The sequence below is a fragment of the Citrobacter tructae genome (assembly GCF_004684345.1).
GTDB classification, from domain to species: Bacteria; Pseudomonadota; Gammaproteobacteria; order Enterobacterales; family Enterobacteriaceae; genus Citrobacter; species Citrobacter tructae.
This window is the reverse complement of record NZ_CP038469.1, coordinates 1,888,130-1,905,815: the sequence shown is the minus strand read 5'-3', so window position 1 is coordinate 1,905,815 and position 17,686 is coordinate 1,888,130. Positions and strand designations below refer to the sequence as shown.

At 51.5% G+C, this 17,686-nt stretch carries 14 protein-coding genes; 7 read left to right on the top strand and 7 right to left on the bottom strand.

Features of this window, described 5'->3' with window-relative positions; all coding sequences use genetic code 11:
• Positions 1 to 190: 190 nt before the first annotated feature.
• The 6 genes from sucA to E4Z61_RS10000 all read left to right on the top strand — a co-directional run bounded on the left by sucA (position 191) and on the right by E4Z61_RS10000 (position 8,876).
• A complete protein-coding gene (sucA, locus tag E4Z61_RS10025; RefSeq protein ID WP_135322634.1) occupies positions 191 to 2,992 on the top strand; it encodes a 2-oxoglutarate dehydrogenase E1 component in 2,802 nt (933 codons plus the stop codon).
• A gap of 14 nt (positions 2,993 to 3,006) precedes the next feature.
• The gene (gene odhB, locus E4Z61_RS10020) at positions 3,007 to 4,230 is read left to right on the top strand and encodes a 2-oxoglutarate dehydrogenase complex dihydrolipoyllysine-residue succinyltransferase (protein WP_135322633.1); all 1,224 of its coding nucleotides are present in this window, start codon (positions 3,007 to 3,009) and stop codon (positions 4,228 to 4,230) included.
• Between the two features lie 92 nt (positions 4,231 to 4,322).
• Entirely contained in the window at positions 4,323 to 5,489 is a 1,167-nt protein-coding gene (gene sucC, locus E4Z61_RS10015) for an ADP-forming succinate--CoA ligase subunit beta (RefSeq protein WP_135322632.1), read from the top strand.
• Positions 5,489 to 6,358, top strand: coding sequence for a succinate--CoA ligase subunit alpha (gene sucD, locus E4Z61_RS10010; protein WP_135322631.1), 870 nt, complete (start codon positions 5,489 to 5,491; stop codon positions 6,356 to 6,358). Before sucC ends, sucD begins: the two co-directional genes overlap by 1 nt.
• Before the next feature lie 249 nt (positions 6,359 to 6,607).
• Entirely contained in the window at positions 6,608 to 7,792 is a 1,185-nt protein-coding gene (locus E4Z61_RS10005; protein WP_135322630.1) for a tetratricopeptide repeat protein, read from the top strand.
• Positions 7,793 to 7,985: 193 nt separating this feature from the next.
• Positions 7,986 to 8,876, top strand: a complete 891-nt coding sequence (locus E4Z61_RS10000; protein WP_135322629.1) for a PocR ligand-binding domain-containing protein — start codon at positions 7,986 to 7,988, stop codon at positions 8,874 to 8,876.
• Here the strand turns inward: E4Z61_RS10000 and cobA are convergent.
• Positions 8,855 to 9,643, bottom strand: coding sequence for a uroporphyrinogen-III C-methyltransferase (cobA, locus tag E4Z61_RS09995; RefSeq protein ID WP_135322628.1), 789 nt, complete (start codon positions 9,641 to 9,643; stop codon positions 8,855 to 8,857). The two genes, E4Z61_RS10000 and cobA, sit on opposite strands and share 22 nt — an antisense overlap.
• 405 nt (positions 9,644 to 10,048) lie before the next feature.
• Here cobA and E4Z61_RS09990 point away from each other — a divergent pair, with 405 nt between their 5' ends.
• Entirely contained in the window at positions 10,049 to 10,951 is a 903-nt protein-coding gene (locus E4Z61_RS09990; RefSeq protein ID WP_135322627.1) for a LysR substrate-binding domain-containing protein, read from the top strand.
• A gap of 42 nt (positions 10,952 to 10,993) precedes the next feature.
• Here the strand turns inward: E4Z61_RS09990 and cobO are convergent, their stop codons facing one another.
• The 6 genes from cobO to E4Z61_RS09960 all read right to left on the bottom strand — a co-directional run bounded on the left by cobO (position 10,994) and on the right by E4Z61_RS09960 (position 17,686).
• The gene (gene cobO, locus E4Z61_RS09985) at positions 10,994 to 11,596 is read right to left on the bottom strand and encodes a cob(I)yrinic acid a,c-diamide adenosyltransferase (RefSeq protein WP_135322626.1); all 603 of its coding nucleotides are present in this window, start codon (positions 11,594 to 11,596) and stop codon (positions 10,994 to 10,996) included.
• A gap of 9 nt (positions 11,597 to 11,605) precedes the next feature.
• Positions 11,606 to 13,258: a class I fumarate hydratase gene (locus E4Z61_RS09980; protein ID WP_135322625.1), complete on the bottom strand. Its 1,653-nt coding sequence runs from the start codon at positions 13,256 to 13,258 to the stop codon at positions 11,606 to 11,608.
• Positions 13,259 to 13,370: 112 nt separating this feature from the next.
• Positions 13,371 to 14,372 (bottom strand): glutaminase A, encoded by a 1,002-nt coding sequence (gene glsA / locus E4Z61_RS09975; RefSeq protein ID WP_135322624.1) that lies wholly within the window; start codon positions 14,370 to 14,372, stop codon positions 13,371 to 13,373.
• A gap of 154 nt (positions 14,373 to 14,526) precedes the next feature.
• Positions 14,527 to 15,831: a dicarboxylate/amino acid:cation symporter gene (locus E4Z61_RS09970; RefSeq protein WP_135322623.1), complete on the bottom strand. Its 1,305-nt coding sequence runs from the start codon at positions 15,829 to 15,831 to the stop codon at positions 14,527 to 14,529.
• A 170-nt stretch (positions 15,832 to 16,001) separates the two neighbouring features.
• Positions 16,002 to 16,319 (bottom strand): DUF4387 domain-containing protein, encoded by a 318-nt coding sequence (locus tag E4Z61_RS09965; RefSeq protein WP_135322622.1) that lies wholly within the window; start codon positions 16,317 to 16,319, stop codon positions 16,002 to 16,004.
• Complete coding sequence (locus E4Z61_RS09960) at positions 16,316 to 17,686, bottom strand: acyclic terpene utilization AtuA family protein (protein WP_135322621.1); 1,371 nt, start codon at positions 17,684 to 17,686, stop codon at positions 16,316 to 16,318. Before E4Z61_RS09960 ends, E4Z61_RS09965 begins: the two co-directional genes overlap by 4 nt.

Here is a 17,686-nt window from a genome sequence, read left to right as displayed (position 1 = left end):
GCCGGGGAAGCGATTCCCCGGTAGTGCAGGAAACCTCTAAAAACTGCCCTTTATCTCTGACAGTTTTTAAAGGTTCCTTAGCGGACGCAGATGACACGACAGTCCGCAACAAGTGAACCCCGGCACGCACACCGGGTGTGCGTGGTAGTATCCACGGCGAAGTAAGCATACAAATGCTTAAGGGATCACGATGCAGAACAGCGCTTTGAAAGCCTGGTTGGACTCTTCTTACCTCTCTGGTTCGAACCAGAGTTGGATAGAACAGCTCTATGAAGACTTCTTAACCGACCCTGACTCGGTAGATGCTAACTGGCGTTCGACGTTCCAGCAGTTACCTGGTACCGGAGTCAAACCGGATCAACTCCATTCAAAAACGCGTGATTATTTCCGTCGACAGGCGTTGGTTACCCCACGTTACTCTTCTTCTATTTCCGACCCTGATGCCAATGTGAAGCAGGTTAAAGTCCTGCAGCTCATTAACGCCTACCGTTTCCGCGGCCATCAGCATGCGAATCTCGATCCGCTGGGACTGTGGCAGCAAGAAAACGTGGCCGATCTGGACCCGTCTTTTCACGATCTGACCGATGCGGATTTCCAGGAAAGCTTTAACGTCGGTTCTTTTGCCGGTGGCAAAGATACGATGAAGCTGAGCGACCTGGTCGTTGCGCTCAAACAAACCTACTGCGGCCCGATTGGCGCCGAGTACATGCACATCACCAGTACTGAAGAGAAACGCTGGCTGCAACAGCGTATCGAATCCGGTCGCGCGGCGTTCAGCGGCGAAGAGAAAAAACGCTTCCTTAGCGAACTGACTGCAGCAGAAGGTCTGGAACGCTACCTGGGTGCGAAGTTCCCGGGGGCGAAACGCTTCTCGCTGGAAGGCGGTGATGCGTTAATTCCGATGCTCAAAGAGATGATTCGCCATGCCGGTAACAGCGGCACGCGCGAAGTGGTTCTGGGCATGGCGCACCGTGGTCGTCTGAACGTACTGGTGAACGTGCTGGGTAAACGCCCACAGGAACTGTTTGACGAGTTCGCGGGCAAACATAAAGAACACCTCGGTACCGGTGACGTTAAGTACCACATGGGCTTCTCATCGGATATCGAAACCGAAGGCGGTCTGGTGCATCTGGCGCTGGCGTTTAACCCGTCGCATCTGGAAATCGTTAGCCCGGTGGTTATCGGTTCCGTTCGCGCGCGTCTGGACAGACTGGACGAGCCGAGCAGCAATAAAGTTCTGCCGATCACCATTCACGGTGACGCGGCGGTGACCGGGCAGGGCGTGGTTCAGGAAACCCTGAACATGTCGAAAGCGCGCGGTTACGAAGTGGGCGGTACCGTTCGCATCGTGATCAACAACCAGGTTGGTTTCACCACCTCCAACCCGCTGGATGCGCGTTCTACACCGTACTGTACCGACATCGGTAAGATGGTGATGGCACCGATTTTCCACGTCAACGCGGATGACCCGGAAGCGGTCGCTTTCGTGACGCGTCTGGCGCTGGATTTCCGTAATACTTTTAAACGCGATGTGTTCATCGATCTGGTGTGCTACCGCCGTCACGGCCATAACGAAGCCGACGAGCCGAGCGCAACCCAGCCGTTGATGTATCAGAAAATCAAAAAGCACCCGACGCCGCGCAAAATCTACGCTGACAAGCTGGAAACAGATAAAGTCGTTACGCTGGAAGACGCGACCGAAATGGTCAACCTGTATCGCGACGCGTTAGATGCGGGTGAATGCGTGGTGAAAGAGTGGCGCCCAATGAATATGCACTCTTTCACCTGGTCACCGTACCTCAACCACGAATGGGACGAAAACTACCCAAGTAAGGTTGAAATGAAGCGTTTGCAAGAGCTGGCAAAACGCATCAGTACCGTACCTGAAGCGGTTGAAATGCAGTCGCGCGTCGCCAAGATTTACGGTGACCGTCAGGCCATGGCCGCAGGCGAGAAGCTGTTCGACTGGGGTGGCGCAGAAAATCTGGCTTACGCCACGCTGGTAGACGAAGGTATTCCGGTGCGTTTATCCGGTGAAGACTCCGGTCGCGGAACCTTCTTCCACCGCCACGCGGTGATTCATAACCAGGCGAACGGTTCAACTTACACGCCGCTGCAGCATGTCCATAACGGTCAGGGCCCGTTCCGCGTATGGGACTCCGTCCTGTCTGAAGAAGCGGTGCTGGCGTTTGAATATGGTTATGCCACGGCTGAACCGCGCACGCTGACCATCTGGGAAGCGCAGTTTGGCGATTTCGCCAACGGCGCACAGGTAGTTATCGATCAGTTCATCTCTTCTGGCGAACAGAAATGGGGCCGCATGTGTGGTCTGGTGATGTTGCTGCCGCATGGCTATGAAGGTCAGGGTCCGGAGCACTCTTCCGCACGTCTGGAACGTTATCTGCAACTTTGCGCTGAGCAGAACATGCAGGTTTGCGTCCCGTCTACCCCGGCACAGGTTTACCACATGCTGCGTCGTCAGGCGCTGCGCGGTATGCGCCGTCCACTGGTGGTGATGTCACCGAAGTCACTGCTGCGTCATCCGCTGGCGGTGTCTACGCTGGACGAACTGGCTAACGGTGCGTTCCTGCCAGCCATTGGTGAAGTAGATGACCTGGATCCGAAGGGCGTGAAGCGCGTCGTGATGTGTTCTGGTAAGGTTTATTACGACCTGCTGGAGCAGCGCCGCAAGAATGGTCAGAAAGATGTTGCCATTGTGCGCATCGAACAGCTTTATCCGTTCCCGCACAAAGCGATGCAGGACGTGTTGAAACAGTACGCTCACGTACATGATTTTGTCTGGTGCCAGGAAGAGCCGCTCAACCAGGGCGCATGGTACTGCAGCCAGCATCATTTCCGTGAAGTGATTCCATTTGGGTCTGCTCTGCGTTACGCAGGTCGCCCGGCCTCTGCCTCGCCGGCAGTAGGATATATGTCCGTTCACCAGAAGCAGCAACAAGATCTGGTTAATGACGCGCTGAACGTCGATTAAATAAAGGATAAATAATGAGTAGCGTAGATATTCTTGTTCCCGACCTGCCTGAATCCGTCGCGGATGCAACGGTTGCAACCTGGCACAAAAAACCGGGCGATGCAGTACGTCGTGATGAAGTACTGGTAGAAATCGAAACTGACAAAGTGGTACTGGAAGTACCGGCATCAGCGGACGGTATTCTTGATGCGGTTCTGGAAGATGAAGGGACCACCGTCACTTCTCGCCAGATTCTCGGTCGCCTGCGTGAAGGCAACAGCGCCGGTAAAGAGACCAGCGCTAAGTCTGAAGAAAAAGATTCTACTCCGGCACAGCGTCAGCAGGCGTCTCTGACTGAGCAGAACAACGATGCCCTGAGCCCGGCTATTCGTCGCCTGCTGGGTGAGCATAACCTCGAAGCCAGTGCTATTAACGGTACCGGCGTCGGCGGCCGTATCACTCGCGAAGATGTTGAAAAACATCTGGCTAAAGCTCCGGCAGCAAAAGCTGAGGCCAAAGCGCCAGCAGCCGCACCTGCAGCTCAGCCTGCGCTGGGTGCGCGTGGCGAGAAACGTGTTCCGATGACCCGTCTGCGTAAGCGCGTGGCCGAGCGTTTGTTGGAAGCGAAAAACTCTACCGCGATGCTGACCACCTTCAACGAAGTCAACATGAAGCCGATTATGGATCTGCGTAAGCAGTACGGTGATGCGTTTGAAAAACGTCACGGTATCCGTCTGGGCTTTATGTCTTTCTACGTGAAAGCGGTGGTTGAAGCGCTGAAACGCTACCCGGAAGTCAACGCCTCTATCGATGGCGACGACGTGGTATACCACAACTACTTTGATGTCAGCATGGCGGTCTCCACGCCGCGCGGCCTGGTGACCCCGGTTCTGCGTGATGTCGATCTGCTGGGTATGGCTGACATCGAGAAGAGTATCAAAGAACTGGCAGTCAAAGGTCGTGACGGCAAGTTGACGGTCGAAGATCTGACTGGCGGTAACTTCACCATCACCAACGGTGGTGTGTTCGGTTCCCTGATGTCTACGCCGATCATCAACCCGCCGCAGAGCGCCATCCTGGGTATGCATGCCATCAAAGATCGTCCGATGGCAGTAGACGGTAAGGTTGAAATCCTGCCGATGATGTATCTGGCGCTGTCTTATGACCACCGTCTGATCGATGGTCGTGAGTCAGTAGGCTTCCTGGTAACCATTAAAGAGTTGCTGGAAGATCCAACGCGTCTGCTGTTGGACGTGTAAATATAAAGAGTATCACCTGCCCCGTAGGTCTGTAGGCCTTATCAGGCCTACGGGTTATAAGATAACGATTACCTGAAGGATGGACAGAACACATGAACTTACATGAATATCAGGCAAAACAACTTTTTGCCCGCTATGGCTTACCGGCACCGGTGGGTTATGCCTGTACTACTCCGCGTGAAGCCGAAGAAGCTGCCTCTAAAATCGGCGCAGGTCCATGGGTAGTAAAATGTCAGGTTCACGCTGGTGGCCGTGGTAAAGCGGGCGGTGTGAAGGTGGTTAACAGCAAAGAAGACATTCGCGCTTTTGCTGAACACTGGCTGGGTAAACGTCTGGTCACTTACCAGACAGACGCCAATGGCCAACCGGTAAATCAAATTCTGGTTGAAGCTGCGACCGACATTGGTAAAGAACTTTACCTTGGCGCCGTAGTTGACCGTAGCTCCCGTCGCGTGGTCTTTATGGCCTCGACCGAAGGCGGCGTGGAAATCGAAAAAGTGGCGGAAGAAACCCCGCACCTGATCCACAAAGTGGCGCTTGATCCGCTGACCGGTCCAATGCCGTATCAGGGCCGCGATCTGGCGTTCAAACTGGGTCTGGAAGGTAAACAGGTTCAGCAGTTCACCAAGATATTCATGGGCCTGGCGGCTATTTTCCTTGAGCGCGACCTGGCGCTGATCGAAATCAACCCGCTGGTTGTCACCAAGCAGGGTGATTTGATCTGCCTCGACGGCAAACTGGGTGCTGACGGTAACGCACTGTTCCGCCAGCCGGATCTGCGTGAAATGCGCGACCAGTCTCAGGAGGATCCGCGTGAAGCGCAGGCAGCACAGTGGGAACTGAACTACGTCGCACTGGATGGCAATATCGGTTGTATGGTTAACGGCGCAGGCCTGGCAATGGGCACCATGGACATTGTTAAGCTGCACGGTGGCGAACCGGCTAACTTCCTTGACGTTGGCGGCGGCGCAACTAAAGAGCGCGTTACTGAAGCGTTCAAGATCATCCTCTCTGACGACAATGTTAAAGCCGTTCTGGTTAACATCTTCGGCGGTATTGTACGCTGCGACCTGATCGCAGACGGTATCATCGGCGCGGTAGCGGAAGTGGGCGTTAACGTCCCGGTTGTTGTACGTCTGGAAGGTAACAACGCCGAACTCGGCGCGAAAAAACTGGCTGACAGCGGCCTGAATATTATTGCAGCGAAAAGTCTGACGGATGCAGCTCAGCAGGTTGTTGCCGCAGTGGAGGGGAAATAATGTCTGTTTTAATTAATAAAAATACCAAGGTCATTTGCCAGGGTTTCACCGGCAGCCAGGGGACATTCCACTCTGAACAAGCTATCGCTTATGGTACGCAAATGGTTGGCGGCGTAACGCCGGGCAAAGGCGGCACGACTCATCTGGGCCTGCCGGTGTTCAACACCGTGCGTGAAGCCGTTGAAGCGACCGGCGCGACCGCGTCTGTTATCTACGTTCCGGCACCGTTCTGCAAAGATTCCATTCTGGAAGCTGTCAACGCGGGCATTAAGCTTATCATCACCATCACTGAAGGTATTCCGACGCTGGATATGCTGACCGTGAAAGTGGCGCTGGATGAAGCTGGCGTACGTATGATTGGCCCGAACTGCCCAGGCGTTATCACTCCGGGCGAATGCAAAATCGGCATCATGCCGGGTCACATCCATAAGCCGGGTAAAGTGGGGATCGTGTCCCGTTCCGGTACGCTGACCTATGAAGCTGTTAAGCAGACCACCGACTACGGTTTCGGTCAGTCTACCTGCGTGGGTATCGGTGGCGACCCGATCCCGGGCTCCAACTTCATCGACATCCTGAAGCTGTTCCAGGAAGATCCGCAGACTGAAGCGATCGTTATGATCGGTGAGATCGGCGGTAGCGCGGAAGAAGAAGCTGCGGCCTACATTAAAGATCACGTGACCAAACCGGTCGTCGGCTATATCGCCGGTGTGACTGCGCCGAAAGGCAAACGTATGGGACACGCGGGCGCGATTATCTCTGGCGGTAAAGGTACGGCGGATGAGAAATTCGCTGCACTGGAAGCGGCTGGCGTGAAAACCGTGCGCAGCCTGGCTGACATCGGTGAAGCGTTGAAGTCGGTGATTAAGTAATTCTCAAAAAGCAGTAATAAAGCCCGACCTCCTTCACGCAACAATCACTGCGCGTGGCGCGAAGGACGCAGGGCTGGTTAGTTTCGACATGGTTGGCCATCTGATGATGGCCTTTTTTGTGTCTGTCATTCGTCTTTTGTTTCTGGGGAATATCTGTAATCTGTCACCCGTTCTCTGAAAACGTGACGTTATTATCCAGCCCGTAATATTTATCAGCGGCGTAATGCTGTTAATTAAAAGGAATTATTTATGAAAAAGATTTTCGTACCCGCTGCCATTGCGCTGGCTGTCGTCTGCGCAAACAGTTATGCCGAACCTGTTCATGTTGATGTACTGGGCGCTACCGTTAAGGATCAACGCATTGACGGCGCAACGGTAACGCTACAGCGTAATGGCGAGCAATCCGTAACCAGCAGCACTAATGCTTCGGGTCAGGCGATACTGACATCGTCTTTTCCTGACGATAAGGATGCGTTACTGATTGTGAAAAAAGAGGGGTATTCGAATCTGGTGGCGCAATGTCCATGCGCAGGGATGACCTATGCTATAAGCCCGGTGATGACCAACCTTGATGGTATGCGCGTGGTGTTGACCTGGGCAAAATTCCCGGCCGATCTGGACTCGCATCTGATGTTCCCCAGCGGACACGTCTATTTTGTCAATAAAAAGGGGCAGGATGCGAACCTCGACGTCGATGATACCGACAGCTATGGCCCGGAAACCATCACTATCAGTAAAAAGCATTTTGGCGAGAGTTATACCTACGCCGTCGTGGATTACAGTCATAAGGGACAACCGACGCGTAAAATGCTCTCTGAAAGTAAGGCGCGAGTGTTTGTCTATGTGGGCAGTTCACTGGTGAGAACCTACTCCGTTCCGGTGGGGATGGCGGGGAATATCTGGACGGTGTTTAAGCTGAATCCCAACGGCGAGTTTGAAGATATTAACAGCATTACCGGCAATGATTTCAATACCATGGGGCGTGACGTCAATGACTTAGCAGCCATTATCGCCGAAGCGAACAGCCGTGCTATGCCGGTTGTTCTGGAAGACGGTAACGTGATGCTGGCGAAAGAATATAACCGCGACGGTGAAGCGTACTATAAGGCTGGGGAGCTGGAGAACGCGATTCAGGCCTTCCAGCAGGCGACGGAAGCAGACAACGGTTACGGCCAGGCTTTCAGCAACCTGGGGCTGGTGTATCAGAAAGACGGTAAAATTGCCGAAGCCATCTGGGCCAACCGGAAAGCTATCTCGTTAGCCAGTGGCGCAAATGCGGCGACCACCCGCGCCAATTCGTATTACAATATTGCGAAGATTTACGAAAATGCCGGACAGTATGCTGAGGCATTGCAGCATTACCAACTCGCCAATGTGCAAAAGAATAAGCCAGTGTATGAAAATGCCATTACACGGGTAAAAGACAAAATATAATAAATTACAAGATTGCCCGGTGACGCCGCTGTGCTCACCGGGTCTTCGTGGCTAAGAAGACGCATTATGCCTCTTGCAATTTGATCATAATCATCTTCACAAATGAGATTATTTTTTGCGGTAAGCATCATTCTTTCTTTAGGGTAAATTCTGCATATTACCGGCTTAAATATCAACTTTGCCGGAGGATGGCGTGTCGCTGAAAATTCAGGATGACTACTTACAGAGTTTTTTCTCCATCGCCGAAGTTTTTGCTCGTGCGACAGGGTTAGCGACAGTAGTGATTGATGTTACGGGCAAGGTTATATCTGATTGCCATAATTTTAATTCATTCTGCACACTAATGCGTAAGAATGAACTGTATCGCGCGAGTTGTCAAAAATGTGATAAGTATTGCGCATTTGAAGGGTTAAAACAGGTTAAACCCAGAATACTCTGCTGTTATGCAGGATTAAGCCTGTTCTCAATGCCACTCATTCGTGAAGGAAACCTTTACGGTTTTATTATCTGTGGTCAGGTGCGGGCAAAATATCAGGAATACAAAACGATCGTGGCTAATGGACAGCAACAATGGATGAATAATTCTGAAATAAAAAGAGAGTGGGACCAGGTGGTTGTTGTAGATAATAATGTGCTGACCGCGTCTGCGAACTTGCTTAATTTTATTGTTGATAATTTTGAACACAATAATGCTGCTGAAACAGTTAGCTTTCCTGAAGTAAGAAACCCGAAATCATATTCTACAGAACTTTCCCGTCACGAGAAAAAGCTCATGGAAGCGTTACGTTATATTGATGATAATCTATATGGTGAGTTATCTCTGGAATCCGTGGCGGCGCATGTTTTCCTGAGCGCTAATTATTTCAGCCGTTTCTTTAAAAAACGTCAGGGGGTGAATTTTAAAACATGGGTGAATCAGAAGAAAATGCAAAAAGCGGGCGAATTATTGCATGATCCTGTGCATTCAATAGACAGCATTGCCCGGAAACTTCAATACGCGCAAACCAGCTACTTTTGCCGTGTCTTCCGGGCGGCGCATCAAACGTCACCCCAGTCTTTTCGTCACGCAAGGCTTTCGCAGTAGAGGCTTTGCGGGATCGAGAGGGCTTCTGGAATAAAAGACAGTCTGTCGCTCAGCGTCACGACATCACCAATGACGATAAGCGCAGGCGGCACGATGTTCGCCTCCTGTGCTTTGTTCAATAATGAACCCAGCGTACAGGTCAGACGACGCTGATTCTCCCGCGTGGCAGACATGATAATGGCGGCGGGGGTGTCTGCTGATTTCCCTCCCATTAGCAACTCCTCGCAGATAAACGCCAGATTGGCGATCCCCATTACGATGACCAACGTACCGTTAAGTTTGGCCAACTGGCGCCAGTCCTGCTGCTGATTGCCTTCCCGCGTATGGCCAGTCACCACGTGAAATCCGGAGGCGTAATCACGATGTGTGACCGGGATACCTGCGCAGGTCAGGCCGCCAATGGTGGAGCTGATGCCGGGCACGACTTCAAAAGGAATGCCGATTTCAACGAGATCCTCAACTTCTTCAGCCCCGCGGCCAAACACGTAAGGATCGCCGCCTTTTAAACGAACGATGCGGTGATGGGTTTGGGCATACTGGACGAGCAGCGCGTTGATTTCATCCTGCGGCACACAATGGAAGCCTGGATTTTTGCCAACATTGATAAGCTGGCAGTCAGGAGCGGCCCATTCCAAAATTTTAGGGTTGACCAGCCGATCGTAAATAATGACATCAGCCTGCTTAATGCACATCATCGCTTTGAGGGTGAGTAACGATATATCACCGGGACCTGCGCCAACGAGCCAGACCTTTCCGAAAGTTTTCACATTGTATCCTTTATCACATCTATCAAAAAAAGGCAGAAACTACATCAGGGAATGATTTAAAGCAGTCGTTTGCCCGTAAGTTATAACGTGAAATTATCCAAAATTATTGCATGGGTAATATTGATTAATCTCGCAAAGTTTTTTCTGCAATAAACAAGATAACTTGAAAAATTATTAAGAACTTATTGGCACCATTTGCTTGGATTTAACCTTATTTAAATTGTGTTTATTGTTGTGCTTGAGTATTATTGGTTAATATTTATCCGCCATCAGTATGAGTAAATCATGGATTGGATCAATGACATCAATGGACAAAATAAAATATAACTCTCGGTGCTTATCTGGGTAGCTTGAATTATTTTTTATAAATTAAACTATTTTTGTACGCTGCATATGGAAGAGGTTATGAGAGGAAAAATACCGAAGACGGAGTTGCTGGTAACTTTTGAAGTAGTTGCGCGTCACGAAAGTTATACCCGGGCAGCAGAAGAACTTGCTTTGACACAAAGTGCTGTTTTCCGCCAGGTGAATGCGCTGGAGGATTTCCTAAATACCGCACTATTTAATCATGCCAAAAAGCGTATTTTTTTAAATGCGGCAGGTAAACACTATTTAAATATCGTTAAAGAAACGTTAAATAAACTCGAACGAGATACGACGACGATAATGACCTGGCAGCCAACCGTACAGGTTATTGAGCTGGCGGTGAATCCGACATTTAGCACGCACTGGCTGATCCCTAACTTGCGTGAGTTCAATAAACTTAACCCTGATATTATCGTTAATATCCATTCTTTGGCGAATATCGGTGATTTCCTCAACCGTGAGTATGATGCGGCAATCATGCGCGAAGATTTTTACTCGCCATGGTCAGGGGTGGAGTATCTGTTTGAAGAGGAAATTTTACCTGTATGCAGCAGCAGCTTGCTGAACGAAGCCGAACGGAAGCTGGCAGTAAACGATCTGCTGAATGAATTTCCCCTGTTACACCAAAGTACGCGCATCAAAGGCTGGCAGGAATGGTTTGCACTGTCTGATGTCAGCAGTCCGCTGGTCAATAAAGGCCCGCGATTTGATTTACTCTCGATGCTGATCGCGGCGGTACGCTCGAATTTGGGGGTCGCACTGTTACCCCGATTTGCCATTCAGCACGATCTGGACTGCGGTGATATGGTCATTCCCTGCGATGTCCCGATGCGTACCGGGAATCGTTTCATCATGACGTTGCGAGAAGAGAAAGCGGAATCCCCACATTTACAGACATTCCGTAACTGGTTACTCAGTAAATCCGTAGTGTCAATAAGTTGATGGATACTCCGGCCTACAGTCTTGTAGGCCGGAATGTTGTTCCTACCAGTCGATACCAACCTGTGCCTGAATACCGCTATCAAACGCGTGCTTGACTGGGCGCATCTCACTAACTGTATCGGCAAGTTCCAGTAAAAGCGCGTGGCATCCGCGTCCCGTGACGATCACGCTCTGTTCGGCGGGACGATTCTCGATGGCACTGATCACCTCCTGCGTATCCAGATAGTGATAAGCCAACATATACGTGAGTTCATCCAGCACCACCAGGTCATAGTGTGCATCGGCGAGCATGCGCTTACTTTCCTGCCAGACCGCTGTCGCTGCCGCGATGTCAGCTTCCTTATTCTGGGTTTCCCAGGTAAAGCCGGTACCCATAATGTGGAATTCTACACCGAGCGGATGTAGCGTGTTGTACTCGCCATTATCCCACTGGCCTTTAATAAACTGCGCGACGCCAACGGTTTTTCCGTGACCGACCGCGCGCGTTGCCGTACCAAAGGCGGCGGTGGATTTACCTTTACCGTTGCCGGTGAAGACGATCAAAATGCCTTTCTTCTCCGTTGCCGCCGCCACGCGGGTATCAACCTGCTCTTTCAGCTTCTGCTGACGTTGGCGGTGTCTGTCATTGTTGGCTCGCGCTTCCATTGTTGCTCCTTAATGACCGGCAGGGCAGGTTGTGCAGCGATGTTGCTGCTCAAACTGACTAAAGAAGTTGTTGCCTTTGTCATCCACTAATATGAAGGCAGGCATATTTTTGACTTCCATCATCCAGACCGCTTCCATACCCAGTTCCGGATATTCAAGGCAGTTCAGACTCTTCACATACTGTTGGGCCAGGAGGGCCGCCGCGCCGCCGATACTGCCAAGGTTAAACCCGCCATGCGTGTGACAAGCATCGGTCACCTGCTTGCTGCGATTGCCTTTTGACAACATGATCAGACTGCCGCCCGCTGCCTGGAAAGCATCGACGTAACCGTCCATGCGCCCGCCGGTAGTGGGGCCCATTGAGCCGCAGGCCATATTGCCAGGCGTTTTGGCAGGACCTGCGTAATAAACGATATGATTTTTCATGTACTCCGGCATGGGTTCGCCGTTATCCAGACGCTCTTTGATCTTGGCGTGGGCGATATCGCGGGCGACAACAATCGGGCCACTGAGCGACAGCCGAGTGCCTATCGGCAGTTGCGAGAGATCGTGCATGATCTCTCGCAGCGGACGATCGAGATTGAGCTGCACGGTTTGGCCGCTGTTTTCTACACGGTGAGAATCGGGAATAAATTTGCCAGGATTGTGTTCAAGTTTTTCTAGCCAGATACCGTGCTTATTAATTTTGGCTTTAATGTTGCGGTCGGCCGAGCAGGAGAGGGCCATGGCGATAGGGCAGGAGCCTCCGTGGCGTGGCAGGCGAATCACGCGAATGTCATGCGCGAAGTATTTACCGCCAAACTGTGCGCCAATACCAAACTCACGGCTGGCATTGAGCAACTCGGCTTCCAGCGCCGTATCGCGGAACGCCTGACCCAGTTCGTTCCCGCAGGTCGGCAGATTATCGTAATATTTGGTTGAGGCCAGCTTCGCCACTTTCAGCGATTGATCGGCGGAGAGTCCCCCGACCACGAACGCGATGTGATACGGCGGGCAGGCAGCGGTTCCCAGCGATTTCATTTTTTCGATCAGGAAGGCGGTAAGCTTTTCCGGCTGTAGAATGGATTTGGTTTCCTGGAACAGCGCTGCTTTATTGGCTGAGCCGCCGCCTTTGTTGACGAACAGGAATCGGTATTCGTTACCCGGCGTGGCGCTGATGTCAATTTGTGCAGGCAGGTTAGTCTGAGTATTGACCTCGGTGTACATGTCCAGCGCGGCGTTTTGTGAGTAGCGTAGGTTGTTTTCCGTGAAGGTGGTATACACGCCCTTGCTTAATGCTTCGGCGTCATCGCCGCCGGTCCATACCTGCTGTCCTTTGCTGGCGACAATGGTCGCGGTGCCGGTGTCCTGGCAGTTGGGCAGTACGCCTTTGGCGGAGACTTCTGCATTGCGCAGCAGCTGGAGCGCGACGTATTTATCGTTACTGCTGGCCTGAGGATCGTGCAGAATGCTGGCTACCTGTTTCAAATGTCCGGCGCGCAGGAAAAAAGATGCTTCATAAAATGCCTGCTGTGCTAACAAGGTTAACGCCTCAGGTGCCACCTTGATCACTTCCTCTCCGTCTAACTCTGTTACCGTAACGTATTGGTTAGTGAGTAATTCATATTCTGTATTATCTTTACTCTGAACAAAGAGCTCCTGCCAGACAAATGGTTTAGACATTTTTACTTCTCACCTTTAGGTTTTTAGGTAACGTCGGTTCCGGCCTACAAAAATGCACAATTTGCAGGCCGGAGAAGCTTCAGCGAGTAGGCCGGATACCTCCGGCGCGAGCTTATTTCGCTAAAAAGACGTTGGCTTTTGTCGCTTCGGCGACATATTCGATAGTTTGCTGGGCGCGAACGCTGTTACCGGCTTCATCCAGTGGCGGAGAATAGACGGCAATTGCATATTCACCCGGGACAACAGCAACCATTCCGCCGCCGACGCCGCTTTTCGCAGGGATGCCGACGGTGTACAGCCACTTACCGCTGCCGTCGTACAATCCGGCAATGGCCATTTCTGCCAGCACCTGCGGAACATATTTTTCATTCAGTAATTGCTTGCCGTTGAACGGAGATTTGCCTTTGTTGGCGAGTACCGCACCCATTTTGGCCAGTTGCTCCACAGTGATATCGACTGAACACTGACGGGTATAAATTTCAACGGCTTCGTCGGTGTTGCCATAGAAGCTGTTATAGGATTCCATCAGCTTCGCCAGCGCCTGATTGTGCTGGTTAGTTTCCATCTCAGATTTGAAAACCGGTTCGTTAACGGTGAGCGTGGCATCTGCCCAGACGTTCAGGTTGTCGAGAATTTTGTTCCAGCGATCGGTTTTGTCTTTGGCTTCAATCAGGCTAACGGTGCTCATCGCGCCGGCGTTAACCAGTGGGTTTTCCGGTGCGCCTTTGGTCAGTTCAACGGCTAAACCTGAGTTGAATGGCATACCGGTGGCATTAGCGCCGAGCTTATCCAGAACCACCTGCGGGCCGTGCTGCTCCATGGCCAGCGCCATGGTGAAGACTTTACTCAGGGATTCCATCGGGAAGGGTTTGTTGACATCGCCAACCTGGTAGATTTTACCGTCAACCGTGGCGATGGTGATGGCAAAATTTTTCGGGCTATAGGTCGCCAGGGCAGGGATGTAGTCGGCGACTTTTCCATCATTGTTACTTTTATATTTCTGGTGTGCCTGTTCAATCAGTTTGGCGTAATCCGGCGTGGTTTGCGCGAACGTGGTTGCGCTAAACAAGACGCTGAAAGAAAAAAGACTCACGCCGAGAAGTGTTTTGTTCATTGTGTATTCCTGTTGGTGTTGTGAAAAAAGATCCGTAGACCGGAAAAACCTTATCGACCTGGTAAGACGCTTTGCGTCGCCATCAGGTGTGGCTCTCTTATCGGATAGCGGCGTAAACGCCTTATCCGGTCTACAGATCGCAGTTATAAAACTATCAAGACAAAGCAACTTCCGTTTCAGTAACCGGACGTTCCTGTTCCGGGGTTTTCACTGGTGCAGTGCCACGACAACCCTGGCCGAAGTGTTCACCTTCCCAGCGACCGACAATGGCAGCGCCCATGGCGTTACTCATGACGTTGGTGGCAGAACGACCCATATCAAGGAACGGATCGACGCCCATCAGCAGGATCAGACCGGCTTCCGGAATGTTGAACTGGTTCAGCGTAGCGGCGATAACGACCATTGACGCACGCGGTACACCCGCCATCCCTTTGGAGGTCAGCATCAGGATCAACAGCATGGTGATTTGCTCGCCCATGCTCAGTTCGATGTTGCACGCCTGGGCAATAAAGACAGTGGCGAAGGAGCAGTAGGCCATGGAGCCGACCAGGTTAAACGAGTAACCGATAGGCAGCACGAAGCTGGCAATTTTGGAAGAGACGCCAAACTTCTCCAGTTTATCCAGCGTGCCCGGGAAGGCGGCTTCAGAACTGGAGGTGGTAAAGGCCAGCAGCGCCGGTTCAAGAATGGATTTGGTCAGACGGCTGATGCAAGGACCGACAATCATTGTCGACAGGCCAATCAGGATGGCCCACAGCATACCCAGTGTCAGGTAGAACTCACCCATGAAGATCCCGGCGCTCACCATCACACCCAGACCACGTTCGGCAATCAGACCTGAAATAGCAGCAAAAACGGTCAGCGGTGCAAACAGCATGACGTAACCAGTCAGCTTCAGCATCACGTGTACCAGTGAATCCAGAACCTTCACGATAGGCTCGGCTTTTTCGCCAATGGCGGCCAGGCTGCAACCGAGGAAAATTGAGAACACCACGATCTGCAGGATTTCGTTACGTGCCATCGCGTCAACGATACTGGTCGGCACCGCATGAGAGATAAACACTTTCAGCGTGAACGGCTCTGACTTAACGGCAGCAACAGCGCCTACGTCATGCGGAACAAAGTTAATGCCCGCACCTGGCTGGAAGATATTGACGATAACCAAGCCCAGTGCAATTGACACCAGTGAGGCGCAAATAAACAGGAAAAAAGTTTTAGAAAATATACGTCCCAGAGTTTTGGCATCGCCCATTTTGGCAATACCGACAACCAGCGTGGAGATAACCAATGGCGCGATAATCATTTTCACCATACGTAAGAATATGGTGGTGAAAATGGAAATATCTGCTGCATAAGATTTTGCTGTTTCAGCCGCAGCCATATTATTTATGGCCACCCCGGCAATCATGCCGAGTATTAGGCCTAATATGATCATCTTCGTTAAACTAATTTTCTTCATGTGTACTCCATATCGGATAAAGGCTGGTAATGAAAATTGTGTAGGGTGGCGCGCAACTGAGCCGGAACAGTAGCTCAGGCGCACGCCTGTTGTGACCAACCGCATGAATACTTCGAAGCACTGTGATACCGCTGAATTCTGTGCTCCAATGGTTGTTATTGTGTTTTTTATTACAAATCGAACTCAATACTTAATAATGGTGCGTGTTGCTGCGCGCCATAAACATCATTGTCACCGACATTGCCGGAAATAATATCGCGCGGCATGACGATTTTTACTGCATTTGCTGGGTCAAACCAGACAATATTGTGAATAAACTCAGGTTTAACATTATATAAGCCAGCAATAAGCTGCGGTGTTAATTGCTCGCAGGCTTTAACTCGCAGATAGTCTTCTTTGGTTTTAAATAAAATATCTAAAACCAATTCGTACGGTCCGGCGTTTTTGGAACGAATCACCTGCGCCAGTGAACAAATTGAGTGTTTCATGCCTGAACTCCTTCTGGCGTCACCTGTTCAATGTGGAAATCAAAACGCAGTGCATCGCTCGCTTCAATCAGGTGATAGATTGAGAACTCATAAACAGGACCACTCTGAATATCAGATGGCGAGAACGGGAAAGCGAGGTTGCCCGCAGTCGCAATGCGATTTTCATAGCCGTAGTGCAGCAGGGTAGAGCGCACCAGCGAGCACACGCTGTTGGCGATATCCTGCGTTGGCGCGACCACGTCCAGTAAAATCCCCAGTTCATGACCGGCGGTTTTAATCGGTTCATGATTGCCCATCACGCCATTCTTACCGTACAGGTGGAACGTCATGCGGATACTGTCATCATTCAGAGACAGATTACGGGCCACGCTTGCCTGTACCTCTTCGAGAATGGTGTCAATCCCGGCAATCATAATCGGGTCGCGTGTTCCGGCGATGGTCAGGCAGCGGAAACCAACCTGACGCGCACCTTCCAGTTTCAGCGCATATGGCGTCTCTTCATGACGTGAACCGCTGACATACACTTCACCGTCGTTTACCGCAGTAAAGGTACACGCTTTCAGGTTCAGCACGCCGCCCGGTCCCGGCAGGAAGTACGGATCGGACTTCTCATACAGGGTGTGCGCTGCGGCGGAAGTTTCAGTGAACTTACGCTTTGGATTGAACGCCTTCAGCGTAAAGCCGTTGTCGTCAATGATCCCCATCGCACAATCTGAGCCGGAGCCCGGGGTGGCGGCAATAGCAGCACACTCAAGGATCTTACCGCAGTGAAGCGCCAGACCTTCATCAAAGCCCTGCATAATCGGCAGTGCGGCAAAGCAGGCAGGATCGTAGGCTCGTCCGCCCAGTACCACCTGAGCACCCGCTTCCAGCGCACGCTGGAAAGGTTCGACACCCATCTGCGCGACGATGTAGGTGCTCTCTTCGATCGCCTCGTGAGTCAGTTCAGGGACAAAATCGAGCGCAGTGATTTTGCCGTTATCCAGCGCCTGATGAACGACCTCTTTGTCGACATCAGACGGGATCAGCGCCATTGAGAAGGACAGTTTTTCTTCCTGCGCAATCTCATGGATTATCTGGCGACACCACTCCAGATGCGGAGCGGCACCTGAACCACCAGCGGTACCGATCACCACCGGGATGTTGTTCTTAACGCCTGCCACGATCATATAGCGCAGATCGCGTTTCACACCGGCCCTGTCAGTGAAAGGCTTACCGGCCCCAAGGTAGTGGGGGCCAGGATCGGAGGAACCTGCGTCAACAGCAATAAGATCCGGCGACTCTTCCATGGCTTTACGAAAACTCTCTTCCGGGAAGCCATAACCCAGAATAGCTGTAGGCGATAAGATCTTAAATGTGCGAGCCAT

Coding starts and splice junctions, on each gene's coding strand:
- sucA (WP_135322634.1), top strand. CDS start 191: ATGCAGAACAGCGCTTTGAAAGCCTGGTTGGACTCTTCTTACCTCTCT.
- odhB (WP_135322633.1), top strand. CDS start 3,007: ATGAGTAGCGTAGATATTCTTGTTCCCGACCTGCCTGAATCCGTCGCG.
- sucC (WP_135322632.1), top strand. CDS start 4,323: ATGAACTTACATGAATATCAGGCAAAACAACTTTTTGCCCGCTATGGC.
- sucD (WP_135322631.1), top strand. CDS start 5,489: ATGTCTGTTTTAATTAATAAAAATACCAAGGTCATTTGCCAGGGTTTC.
- E4Z61_RS10005 (WP_135322630.1), top strand. CDS start 6,608: ATGAAAAAGATTTTCGTACCCGCTGCCATTGCGCTGGCTGTCGTCTGC.
- E4Z61_RS09990 (WP_135322627.1), top strand. CDS start 10,049: ATGAGAGGAAAAATACCGAAGACGGAGTTGCTGGTAACTTTTGAAGTA.
- cobO (WP_135322626.1), bottom strand. CDS start 11,596: ATGGAAGCGCGAGCCAACAATGACAGACACCGCCAACGTCAGCAGAAG.
- E4Z61_RS09980 (WP_135322625.1), bottom strand. CDS start 13,258: ATGTCTAAACCATTTGTCTGGCAGGAGCTCTTTGTTCAGAGTAAAGAT.
- glsA (WP_135322624.1), bottom strand. CDS start 14,372: ATGAACAAAACACTTCTCGGCGTGAGTCTTTTTTCTTTCAGCGTCTTG.
- E4Z61_RS09970 (WP_135322623.1), bottom strand. CDS start 15,831: ATGAAGAAAATTAGTTTAACGAAGATGATCATATTAGGCCTAATACTC.
- E4Z61_RS09965 (WP_135322622.1), bottom strand. CDS start 16,319: ATGAAACACTCAATTTGTTCACTGGCGCAGGTGATTCGTTCCAAAAAC.
- E4Z61_RS09960 (WP_135322621.1), bottom strand. CDS start 17,686: ATGGCTCGCACATTTAAGATCTTATCGCCTACAGCTATTCTGGGTTAT.